This is a genomic window from Mucilaginibacter hurinus, from assembly GCF_003324525.1.
Classification (GTDB): domain Bacteria; phylum Bacteroidota; class Bacteroidia; order Sphingobacteriales; family Sphingobacteriaceae; genus Mucilaginibacter; species Mucilaginibacter hurinus.
The window spans coordinates 73,990-86,337 of record NZ_QGDC01000002.1; the positions used below are offsets into that span (position 1 = coordinate 73,990).

5 protein-coding genes are annotated in these 12,348 nt (G+C 44.5%); 1 reads left to right on the forward strand and 4 read right to left on the reverse strand.

All coding sequences use genetic code 11. From position 1 onward, the window contains the following. Positions 1-93: 93 nt before the first annotated feature. The 3 genes from DJ568_RS03525 to DJ568_RS17160 all read right to left on the reverse strand — a co-directional run bounded on the left by DJ568_RS03525 (position 94) and on the right by DJ568_RS17160 (position 6,483). Entirely contained in the window at positions 94-5,691 is a 5,598-nt protein-coding gene (locus tag DJ568_RS03525) for an alpha-2-macroglobulin family protein (protein ID WP_114003873.1), read from the reverse strand. Between the two features lie 121 nt (positions 5,692-5,812). Then, the gene (locus DJ568_RS03530; protein ID WP_114003874.1) at positions 5,813-6,217 is read right to left on the reverse strand and encodes a hypothetical protein; all 405 of its coding nucleotides are present in this window, start codon (positions 6,215-6,217) and stop codon (positions 5,813-5,815) included. 119 nt (positions 6,218-6,336) lie between these two features. Then, on the reverse strand, positions 6,337-6,483 hold the full coding sequence (locus tag DJ568_RS17160; protein ID WP_158534866.1) for a hypothetical protein: 147 nt from the start codon (positions 6,481-6,483) through the stop codon (positions 6,337-6,339). A gap of 4 nt (positions 6,484-6,487) precedes the next feature. On the opposite strand from DJ568_RS17160, the gene DJ568_RS03535 reads away from it, so the two are divergent. Then, positions 6,488-9,796, forward strand: coding sequence for a PQQ-dependent sugar dehydrogenase (locus DJ568_RS03535; protein WP_158534867.1), 3,309 nt, complete (start codon positions 6,488-6,490; stop codon positions 9,794-9,796). Between the two features lie 59 nt (positions 9,797-9,855). On the opposite strand, the gene topA is transcribed toward DJ568_RS03535, so the two are convergent. Beyond that, complete coding sequence (gene topA, locus DJ568_RS03540) at positions 9,856-12,186, reverse strand: type I DNA topoisomerase (protein WP_114003876.1); 2,331 nt, start codon at positions 12,184-12,186, stop codon at positions 9,856-9,858. Between the last annotated feature and the right edge of the window lie 162 nt (positions 12,187-12,348).

Below are 12,348 nucleotides of genomic sequence, written 5' to 3' on the forward strand. Positions count from 1 at the left end.
TGCAAATACCCACAGCTTAGGCTACAAAATGAATATTAACCCAAATTATCAGTAAGGTACGCGGGAGCGGTTCTGCACCGCATACGTAATCAACTATTTAATAATTTCTACCCATTCTCCTGCAATTGTCGCGCTTACCGAAGCGTCGTACATAGCCTCGCAATATATCGCGGGTAAATAATATTTGCCCGCATAGGCAGCGTTAAGCATCACATAGTAGGTAACTTCCTGTTCTTCAGCTAAACTGAAGTAAGTGTTTACCCGGTCGTCACGTATGTCCCGGTAATCAAATGCTGATGATTTAAACGCCTCGTCGTTATTCAGCAACCTGCTGTTTAATATCTCCCAGCCGGAAGGAAAAATCTGCGTTAATGCAAGGTTATCATATCTGCCTCTTTTTCCGGAATTTTTAATGGTTACCTGTGCTACAAAATCAGTACCCTGTTTTAATTTTACCGGGTCAATCAGCTTACCGCCAAGTGTGAAATAGGCCACCCGCATCGTCATTACGTCCGGGTTAATTGCTGTTACTACGTGCTGCCCCGATGATGGTTGCCCACGCATGGTGATGCGTGCGTATAGCCTGTTGGTGCCATTGTTTTTTACCTGCACTTTTCCACCGTTGGCTGCAATTGCGGTTTGCCACAAATATGATTTGGAATTTACCACGCTCTTATTACCGCCAGCCTGGTAACTGAACGTAAGTTTACCACCCTGTTTATTTACGCCGCAATATTGTGCTATTGCTATAAGGGCGTAAGCTGTTGTTTGGGTACTGTACCAGGTATCTTGTGACAGGCGGGCAGCCACTGTACGTAAAAGTGTTGCTGCGCGGCTTTGCTGACCTAAAAGCGTTAGCGTTTCAAGTATCATGGCCTGGTCGCGCAAATCAGACCCATAGGTGCCATACATGCTATTGTAAGGTTTAATACTCGCAGGAAGGGCCTTTATCAGGTTGCCGGCCACCTCGGCTTGTCCGGCAAGCTTGTACGCTGCGGCCAGTCGCCATTTTGCTTCCACGCTTAAATACGCAAACTCTCGCAGCCTGTTCATTGCGCCCAGTTCAGGCGAGCGCGCCATGGCAAGCAGGTATAACCGGTAGGCCTGGGTTAGATCTGCACCGTAAAAACTCCTGCTGTCAGGCATCCAGTTAACAGCTTTTTGCTTTTGAAAGCGTTTCCACTGCTCCATAAAGCCTACCGGAAGGCTATAACCTTTTGCTTGCGCAGATAACATGAAATGACCCGAGTAATTAGTTGCCCACTCGTCAGGCTCGCCGCTGCCCGGCCAGTAGCTCAGCCCGCCATCGCTTATCTGGAAACCCTTTAAACGACTTATAGCTGCCTTGATGTTGCGCTCGGTTATGGCCTTTTCGCCGTCAGACAAATCAGTAAGTTGATCAAGATACAGCTGTGAGAACGCCGCCGATGTAACCTGCTCGGCACAACCATGCGGATACTGTATCAGGTAATTCAACCTCCTTGATAAGTTAATAGCCGGTATAGATGATACCTCAAGATCAGCCTTGTTAGTGCCCGGCATACCAAGGGCCGGATAGTTTATGATCCAATCTGTCTCGGGTGCTAATTCTTTCTCCAACGTTTTTGTGAGCGGTGGATTAGGATTGCGTATATTAATTTCAACGTTGTAAGCCGCGGTTTGCGACCCGCTGCGGGCAAGTATCTTAACATTGCCCGCGCCAATAAAGTTTTTAACGTCCAGGTCAAAGGTTACCATCTTATCGCCGGGCTGAGTAAAGTTCACAAAACGGCGGTTGTTACTATTTAAATTACTAAAGGCGTTTGATTGCACCTCCACAGACACCGTTTTAACGTTGTTCTCGATAGCAAATACGGTCACCGGTAATTGTATTTTTTCAAGTGGTGCCAGCACCCGTGGCAAAGTCGCCAAAATCATTAATGGTTTTTTTACGGCCACAGCTTTTTCAGCGATGCCATAACTGCCGTTATGCCCGGCTACAACCATTGCTTTAACTGACCCTATATATTGCGGCAGGGTAAAACTGCGGGTTTGTTTTTCGCCTGCCTTTAAATGGAATGGCCCCATAAACTTAACTACCGGTTTAAAGCGGTTAACCGAAACGTTTTTATTAACACCGTTTGTGCCGTCGCCCCCTATACTTAAAATACGCTCCAGGCCGCCTCCAAAAGCGCCGATGACATAATCAAAAAGATCCCATGTTTTTACACCCAACGCCTCGCGTGCATAAAATGCCGCATGCGGATCAGGCGTTTTAAACCCGGTAATGTCCAGTAAGCCTTCATCCACTATCGCAACGGTATACGTCATTGCTTTCCCGGATGCTTCGCTAACGGTTAATGACGACTTTGCCTCGGGTACCAACTTGTCCGGCATAGTTATAACCGGCTTCAATATTGTCTCAGGGTCATTTACAGTAAGACTGATTGCGCCATACATTCTGATGGGTAAATCGTTAACCGTTTGCGCGTGGCGCTGCAATAGCGTAACGTTTACAAACACATTGGGCGCCATGCTGTCATCAATCTTAAATTTGTACTGGGTTTGCCCTTTCCTGGTTTCTATCCAAACGGTTTTTAATACTTTGCTGCCATTCTCGAAACTGATAAGCGCACGGCCGCTATTGCCGGTGGGTATGGTTAGCGTAGCTTCGTCGCCAACGGTATATGTATCCTTATCAGAGGTAAATGATAGCATAGCGGCCTCGGTAGGGTTATCCTGCTGCAATCGCTCAGACCAGTTAGGCCAATCTATGTACAATATTTTGCCGGTTGAATGGCCGGTTTGTGGGTCCTTTACCTTGATAAGGTAGCGGCCCCAGTCTTCTTTGGCGATGCGCATAGCCCATTTACCCCGGCCGTTGTTAAGATTTACAGTTTCTGTTTTTACCAGTTTGTTATACCTGTCTTGCGTAAAGTTGCTAAGCTCATCACCCGTTTCGTCCCACCACCAGCGCCATTGAATTTTGTATAGCTCAAGCTCAACGTTGCGATTGCCTTTTAACAGGCCGCCCTTTGTATCCACAGCGGCAATATCTACAACATGGTCTTTGCCTGTTACCAGCATTCCTGACAGATCACTGCCCTTTGGCAATTTAACGCCGACATATCCGGGGTAAACGTTGTATGGCAAAGCAATTTGGTTGATGCTGAAGTTGCCGCCCGGCTCAAATACTTTTACTAAAAAGTTAGCCCGTAAACGGCCCGGCGCCTGGTTTTCCACGTTAATATCAGTGTTTACCGCAGCCATACCCTCAGCACTTAACTTGCCATCAAAAACAGTTTGCGTTTGGGTGTTAAAAGCCAGTGTAGGGTCGTCAAACGTATAATCCTCAAAACCTTTAAATGCAGTTGTTTGTGCAGATAAAAATGCGTCAACCTTTGCATTTAGGTTTTGTGCAGTACCACCAAAAAGCCAGCGTGCAGTAAGCGTACCGTTAGCACCACTACCCTTGGTTAATTCCTGCAGGCCGCCAAAAGACAGGTTGAGCTTAAGGCGGTTAGGCATAATAGTTTCTACCTTTATCTTCTTTTCAAATATCGCACCTCCAACCTTTACTTTGGCCGTCCAGTTACCAGTGGGTGAGGAAGGATCAGTTGAAGTATGGAAGCTATAAAAGCCATCAACAGACCTGGTTTGGGTGATGCGTTTGTACAATTGGCCGGCCGGGTTATACATTTCAAACTCAACCGGGTGTGTTTTAGGCAAAGTTTTTAGCTTATCTTCTAAAATGAATGTGAGGTATATTGCATCACCAGGACGCCACACGCCACGTTCGCCATAAATAAATCCTTTTAACCCATGTTGTACTTGCTCGCCGCCAACGTTAAAACGCGTAAGTGGGAGTGAGCTGCCATCGTCAAGCTTAAGGTATCCACGCTCATTATTGTATCTTGCTATAAGCAGATAGGGTTTACGTTTAAGGTTAAATTTAGCAAGGCCGTCGGCGTCTGATTGTATCTTATAAATAACCCGTTTTTGATAGTCAAGCAATTGCAGGTCAACCCCGGGCATTGGTTCGGCAGTTAAAATATTAGTAACAGCAACAAGCATGCTATTATCGCTGCCCCGTTTGGCAATTAAACCCAGGTTAGAGGTCAGAATGTTTCTTGTGGCCCAACGCTGCTTGGTGAAGTACGATGGGGTGCAAGGGTTATTACGGTCTTCCCATCGGTAGTCATCCGGGTAAAAGTTATCGTAACGTTGCCAAAACTCGTCGTCTTCATCGTTTACTTTACTGGTATTGTCTCCTCCATACTCATACCCATCGTTGTATTCATCATCCTCGCCTGATTTTTCAATGCCGTTTTTGCTGCAGTTATACAATGAGTAATTGCTACGGAAGCCTATCACCACACGATATATAGCCCCCGGCTCGGCGCGCAGCAATTGATCAACATCCAGCATAAACCTGTTCTTTTTGGTCAGGTTGAGTGCTTTGTCCTTATCAAGCCTTATGGTTTTTTGCACTACCGGCTTGCCTACCTGCCGCAGCTCAAATCCACCATTAAATCCATTGGTTTGAAAATACTGGGGTACATTGCTTTCATATATTTTAATGATGGTCACATCTACGGCAGAAAGGTTTACCGCTTCAAACGGCATCATCAGTTTTCCCGAATTAGGTAGTATAACCCCCTTACCCGGGATAGTTACCGCCGGTAAACGGTTCTCAAAAAATACGCTCCCTGTATACCTGGTGCTGATTTTTTTATTTGATATATTTTCAATTCCGGGGTTTACAGTTATGGTATAATTCCCTTCAAGCCGTTCAGGCGCGTAAAGCTTTACTACACTGCCATCAATGGTGTACGCAGGATCGGCCACGTCATTAATGGTAAGGAGCCCGTTTAACTCTTGTCCAACTAAAATCGCGTCAGAAAACTGCACTTCAACATATTCATCATTATCCTGTACAGCGCGCATGGCCAGTACCTTAAAGTCGCCAATAGCAGGTATGTTGTATTTTTGGTTGCCTTCTTTATCAGCGTCAATGCTGCTGCCATCCCAGCTCACAGTGAGTGGCAATTCTTTACCATTAACGCGGGTAAGTTCATTTACAGTGAATGAGTGGGTGTGGCTAACGGTGTTATGCTGCCAGCTTATTTTAACCGGGCTTGGATAAACTGCTGATAGTATTTTTTCAATTTTGGCAGGGTCTTCAGCATCAGCTGTCTGGATGACACCGCCTAACTTCATTTTATCCCTGGATACTGCTGTAGCTGTACGTAATCCGGTAAACTCAATGGTAAAATCAGGTTTTACGGTCTGGAAGCTGAAGTTAAATTGCTTAAATTTTCCTTCAACGTCTATTACGTCTTTTAAATTAAACTCGGCTTCGTAGGCTTTGCCGGGCGCCAATGGTTCGTCTGGTTTAAATTCAATGGTTCGGGCATCTATCCAGTAAGCTTTACCCTTAACAGAAGGCGAAAAGTTAAATATTTCACTCTCAAGTTCTTCGTTCTCCTGGTGGGTTAACTGTATATCTGGGGCAAGTTTTATCCTGATAGTGCTTTGCCGGGATACAACACCTGTAGTATAAGCTTCAATATATTTGCTAAATGCGGGATCTACCGGCATCTTAGGCGGCCGGGTAATAAAAAAATAACTGACTATAAATATCAATACCAGGGCAACGCCTATAGTGATCATTCTCTTACGGTCGTTAAAGAGATTGTAGCTGTTATCCATAAAAGTCAGTTTATAATTTTAGTAAATATAGTCCCTGTACGGTGTATTCCAAAACGTAGGGATATAGTTTATTGCATCTGGTTTGTGGCCTTTTATTGTTAACCGAGGCTGTAGCAGTACGTTATTTTATCATTACTCCGGGTTTATTTACCACCGGTAACTTTATCAAATTCATATCAACGATACTTTCAGGCAAAAAAATAAACTTTTTATCATAAATATCACTGCCTGTATAATAGCTTAGCCAGTATTCATTGGTTAAGCCAAATGTTTGTTCGTCTATAGGTTCGATAATAACATAGCTGGCCGCATCCAACTTCGGGAACATATGGCGCAGTGTTGAAGTTTTCACCTGTTCCCCATCCTTTTCGCCATAGCCTTTTGATGTAATAAGGATATTTTCAATAGGTTCGTTCTTCAGGTTTATAAGATATACATACCAGATTTTACCCTCTGCGTTCTCACTCTCCAGTGCCACGCCTATAGCTATATCTGTTACTTTATTCTCAGGTAGGTCCTTAATCATATCTCTAATGTAGCAACTTAACAAATATTAAAAATTATATAAATGTTTTTTATCAAGGTTTAAAACAAGTATCACTGTGTAAAAAAAGCGGGATAATCCAATTGCAATCGATTTTTATATTAATTTTCATCGTTTTTAACCATTAAATTAAACCTGATAATGATTTCCTTATTGCTCTGCCTGCGCGTTTCCTGCATCTCCGCTATGTTATGGGCGGTAGCTACGTTTAGCCTGTTTGTTTTGTCTTCAGCGAAACCTAAAATCAAAATTTTGATTATAAGTTCGCCTGTCGACCATGGCTATGGTACGCATATGTATGAGCACGAAGGTAAACTGCTTGCAAAATGCCTCGAACAAACCTCTGGCGTAGAAGCCGTAACCTCTTACGGATGGCCGAAGGATCCGGCAATATTAAAGGATGTTAAAGGATTAGTATTTTATAGCAAGTCTGCGTTCGACCTAATGATGGCAGATTCTGTGAGCAAGATACAGGCAAATGCGTTATTTGACAACAAGGTGGGTTTCAGTTGTATACATATGAGTACTTTGAGTACGGATGATAAGATGATCGACCTGTTAGGTGCACGGTGGTATTTTAAGCAGTTGCAGGGCGAGCGTTTAAACCTTGATGTACGCATGACGGATATAGTGCAAACGGATCCCGGGCACCCCGTAAGCCGCGGCTGGAAGGATTTCAAAATGCGCGATGAGATATACTTGTCAACCATTTTCCACCCCAAGGCCAAACCATTAGTAAAAGCCGAAGCATTCGCCGGTGATGAAGTAGTTGCCTGGACTTTTAATCGTGAGAAAGGTGGCCGCAGTTTCGGTACCACGCTGGGCCACTTCCATCAAACCTTCCGTACAGAATCATTCAGAAAGCTACTGGTAAACGGTATACTTTGGACTGTAAATGTAAAAATACCCAAAGAGGGTGCACCGGTTGATATATCAAAAAAAGAAGATATTTTACCGCCAAATCCTCGTGCTGCCGCCATAGCGGCGGCCGAGCCTGTAGATGAGTCGCGTTTTGAAAAGCAGGTCCTTGTGCCGGCTTGTAACGACCCTATGCAAATGGCGGTTAGGGGAAATGGCGATGTGTACTTTATTGAACGTAACGGGAAACTCCGGTTATATGAAGCAAAAACCAAAGAGGTAAAAACGTTGGGATCGGTGCCGGTATACAACCATGGCGAGGTAGGCCTGCTGGGTTTTGCACTGGATGGAAGTTTTGATAAAACAGGCTGGCTCTACCTGTTTTTTTGCCCCGCGGAAAACAACACTACTATGCGATTGTCGCGTTTTGCCCTTAAAGATGGCAGACTAGACCTGCAATCAGAAAAAAAATTGCTTGACTATGCGGGCGATACCAATAACGGGCACCAGGGCGGCGGTTTGCACATGTGCTTTGACGGTAGCCTGTTAATAGGTACTGGCGATAACACTAATCATATGCTTGAATTGCCTGTTGATCAGCGTGTAGGATTTGAAAAATTTGATGCTTTGCGAACTTCAGCTAATACAAACAGTTTGCGCGGTAAAATATTGCGAATAAGGCCAATGCCCGATGGTACCTATACCATTCCTGCGGGTAATTTGTTCGGCCGTACAGATAGTACGAGGGCTGAGATATTTGCCATGGGCGTACGCAATGGCTTTAGGGTAGTAGATGATTTTACTACGGGTTTTATTTATTGGGGCGATGTTGGGCAAAATGTTGACCCGGGTCTTGGTATTGGGCCCAACAGTTATGATGAGATAAACCAGGCGCGCAATGCAGGTAACTTTGGCTGGCCGATGTTCACCGGCCCGAACGAGGCGTACCGTGCATGGGATTTTGCCGCTAAAAAGCCCGGTGCGTTATTTAATGTAAATGCGCCGCGTAACCAGTCGCGTAACAACACTGGGATGGTCGCACTGCCAAAGCCCGTGCCGGCCTTTATTTACTATCCAAGCACTGTATCTAAAAAGTTCCCTACGCTGGGCAGCGGCGGCCGGTCTGCCATGGTGGGACCGGTATATCATTGGGCCGAAATTATGTTTATGTCTGATGTAATGATGCCTGCAGCTTATGACAACAGTATCTTTATCTACGATTGGATGCGCAATTGGATACAGGTGGTGAAGCTTGACTGGAACGGCGAGATCAGGGAGATAGTCCCCTTTATGCCTTCGCATAACTGGCGAAAGCCGATAGACTTAAAGCTGGGTGCCGATAATTCATTATATGTGGCTGAAATGGGCGATAGCTGGGAGAATAATCAGAACTCACAAATATCACGTGTTATCTACCGTAGGGGTAACCGGCCACCGGTGGCGGCACTAAGCGTTACGCCAAAGGCTGGCAAAAATCCTTTACACATAACTTTTGATGCCACAACATCTTACGATAAGGATGTTAAAGATGCACTTACATATAAATGGAAGCTAACAGGGCCTGACGGAAACGAAATTCAGTTACCACAAAACGTAGGCGCGCAATTAAAAAGCACATTAACAAAAAAAGGTATTTACGTAGCTGAAGTTACGGTAGTTGACAACCACGGTGCCTCGGCCAAGGCAACTTTAAGTGTACCGGTAGGCCGTGAAGCGCCACAAGTAAGGCTGATAGAGCCTGAAAATGGCGATTTTTATGATTTGGGTCAAAAGATAAACTACCAGGTTGCTGTAAAAAATTATGATAAGCCTAAGCAGAAACAGAATGCTGTCCCTCCCGATGTTACGGTATCCGCCTCGGTGATTAAGCGATGGATGCGTAATACTGCTATTGACGAGTTAGAGGATGTATCCGCCGGCTTGCAGTTGATGAGGCAGACTACCTGCTTTTCATGCCACCAGGTAAACAGCCAATCAATAGGGCCGGCGTACACCGCTGTTGCGGCTAAGTATGCTGCAGCGCCCGGCAAACGTGATGAATTGGCTAAAAAGATATTATCCGGTGGAAGTGGGGTTTGGGGCAATGCGTTAATGCCTCCGCATCCTCAGCACTCTTTGGCGGAAGCCCGGCAGATGGTCAACTGGATATTATATATGTCGCACTTATCTAAGCAGACAAAATCAGACATAACCAATTATTTTACAGCACCAAACGATGGATTATTAAATAGATTATCTAAGTCGGGTAATGTGTTGGCGATTTCTGCAGTGTACAACCCTGGTCAAGGCTCAAATGCAGAAGTTACACACGTGCTACGTTCGCGTTTGCAAAAGGCGGTTAATTACAGCGCCATTTATGGTGCGCGTGTAATAGAAGATTTTGATTCGGGAGAAGGCAAGTGTGTGCAGTTTGATGCAAACAATAGCATTAGTTTTCAAGACGTAAACTTAAAAGGGATAGTGCAATTAAAGCTAAGGATGCAAAAACTCACCAAAAGTGAAGTAACCTTCGAAGCGCGTGCTGGTCAGCCGAACGGGCAGCTGATAGGTTCAGTTAACCTTCCGAACGGATCAGGTTACCAGGATGTTAATATAGCAGTGAAGCAGGGCATAGGTTTGCATGATATTTTTTTAATTGCCAAAAGCACAGATAAACATGCTGTGACTAATCTGTCATCGATAACATTTGAAGCCGTTAAATGACTTTGCCTAAAGTTCAGGAATTTGAATCAGGGTAATTCGCTCTTTAATATACTTGAAACTTACTTTTTCCTGGTAAACTTTTTACCGCCTTTTTTTGCTTCTTTACCGCTATCTCCTGCGAGTGCCTTTACATCCTCAAAGGTTAAAGTTAAAGGATCTTTATCTTTAGGTATCTTGATGTTTTGTTTTCCATACTCAATGTACGGGCCCCACCGGCCATTCAATATTTTGGCGTCTGCATCCTCATCAAATACTTTAATAAGCTTTTCTGCATCCTTTTTGCGTTTCTCGTTGATGATATCAATAGCCATCTCTTCGCTAACGTCTAGTGGGTCTATTCCTTTTGGTAATGAATAAAACGCGCTGTTGTGCCGGATGTAAGGGCCAAATTTACCTATTGCTACGGTCATCTCCTTTTCTTCATAGAAGCCTACCTTTTTAGGCAGCTTAAATAATTCAAGCGCCTCTTCGAGTGTAATGGTTTCGATGCTTTGGCCGGTGCGCAAACTGGCATACAATGGCTTTTCTCCCCCTTCTTCAGCTTCGCCTATTTGAACGAACGGGCCGTAACGGCCTATACGTACAGATATTTTTTTGCCATTTTCGGGATGGACGCCCAAATCACGCTCTCCGCGCGCTTTATCTGCCGTCTCTATGGTGTTTTCAACGTCCTTATGGAAAGGATCGTAAAACTTACGGATCATATCCGTCCAATTTTTTAAACCGCTGGCTATCTCATCAAACTGCTTTTCAACGCTGGCAGTAAAGTTGAAATCAACGATGCCGTTAAAATGCTGTACCAGGAAATCATTGACTACAGCACCTATATCAGTCGGAAATAATTTTCCGCGTTCCGCGCCGGTATTTTCTGTTTTATCGGATTTGCTGATGTTGCCATTCTTTAGCGTTAGCACGCGGAACTGCCTTTGCTTGCCCTCGCGTTCTTCTTTTACTACGTAACCACGATTCTGAATGGTTGAAATAGTGGGGGCGTACGTTGATGGGCGGCCTATACCCAGTTCTTCAAGCTTCTTTACCAGGCTTGCCTCGGTATAACGTGCGGGTGGGCGCGAAAAGCGTTCGGTAGCAGTCAGTTCCTGTAACTCAAGTAACTGGCCCTGCGTTAAAGGCGGCAGCATGGCATTGTCACTGTCCTGCAGGTTATCCTCATCATCATCGTTTGATTCAAGGTAAACCTTAAGGAAGCCGTCAAACTTCATCACCTCACCATTGGCAGTAAGCTCTTCCTTACGTGTTGAAATACTGATCTTTGCAGTAGTTTTCTCAAATAAAGCTTCACTCATTTGCGAGGCTATTGACCGCTTCCAGATTAGTTCATACAAACGCTTTTCGGCGTTATCTCCATCAATAGTATGTTTATCAAAGTAAGTCGGTCGTATTGCTTCGTGCGCCTCCTGTGCACTGGCACTTTTTGTTTTGTACTTCCGGTGTTGGTAGTACTTGTCGCCAAAAGCAGAACTGATCTCATGTTGTGCAGCCGCTAAAGCGGTGTCAGACAGGTTGACCGAATCGGTACGCATATAGGTAATGTTACCTGACTCATACAACTTTTGAGCTACAGACATGGTGCGTGACACAGAAAATCCAAGTTTACGGCTGGCTTCCTGCTGCAAAGTAGATGTAGTAAACGGTGCAGCGGGCGAACGCTTTGCCGGCTTGGTTTCCAACGATTTTACGTTGAACGATGCATTTATGCAATCCTGCAGAAATTTTTCAGCATCTTCTTGTTTACTAAAACGCTCCGGCAACTCGGCCTTAAAAGCTTCTTTACCTTTGCCAAATATCGCGACTATTTTAAAAGCAGCCTCGCTGGTAAACTTATTAATCTCGCGTTCGCGTTCTACAATTAAGCGTACGGCTACAGACTGCACTCGCCCGGCAGATAACGAGGGTTTAACTTTTTTCCATAGAACAGGGGAGAGTTCAAACCCCACCAGCCTGTCAAGTACGCGGCGCGCTTGCTGGGCGTTAACCAGGTTGTAGTCAATTTTACGCGGATTTTCTATGGCACGTAAAATAGCCGGTTTGGTTATCTCGTGAAAAACGATTCTTTTCGTACTGGCCTCTTTTAAATTAAGCGTATCATATAAGTGCCACGATATGGCTTCACCTTCGCGGTCCTCATCCGACGCCAGCCAAACCATTTCAGCTTCTTTAGCTAATTTTTTTAACTCGCTAACTACTTGCTTTTTATCAGCAGGTACCTCATATTTTTGTTGAAAATTATTTTGTATATCTATCGCGTCTTCTGATTTAATCAGATCACGTATGTGGCCATAACTCGACTTTACAGTAAAGTCTTTACCAAGGTAACCCTCAATGGTTTTGGCCTTTGCCGGTGATTCAACTATAAGGAGGTTTTTAGCCATTCAAGCTTTAATTTTTTGTGCAAATAAAAGATAAAGTAAGCGAAACGCAAATTTGTTTTTTTGATTATTAGAAAGTTGAAAGGCTGAAAAGTGCTAATAAAGTGTTTTCCCAAGAGCTGATTTCTACCGCTATTGCGCAACTATTTTAAAAGTAAGAACAGT

Excerpts from the sequence above, each read along its gene's own strand:
- DJ568_RS03525 (WP_114003873.1), bottom strand. The coding sequence starts at position 5,691 with ATGGATAACAGCTACAATCTCTTTAACGACCGTAAGAGAATGATCACT.
- DJ568_RS03530 (WP_114003874.1), bottom strand. The coding sequence starts at position 6,217 with ATGATTAAGGACCTACCTGAGAATAAAGTAACAGATATAGCTATAGGC.
- topA (WP_114003876.1), bottom strand. The coding sequence starts at position 12,186 with ATGGCTAAAAACCTCCTTATAGTTGAATCACCGGCAAAGGCCAAAACC.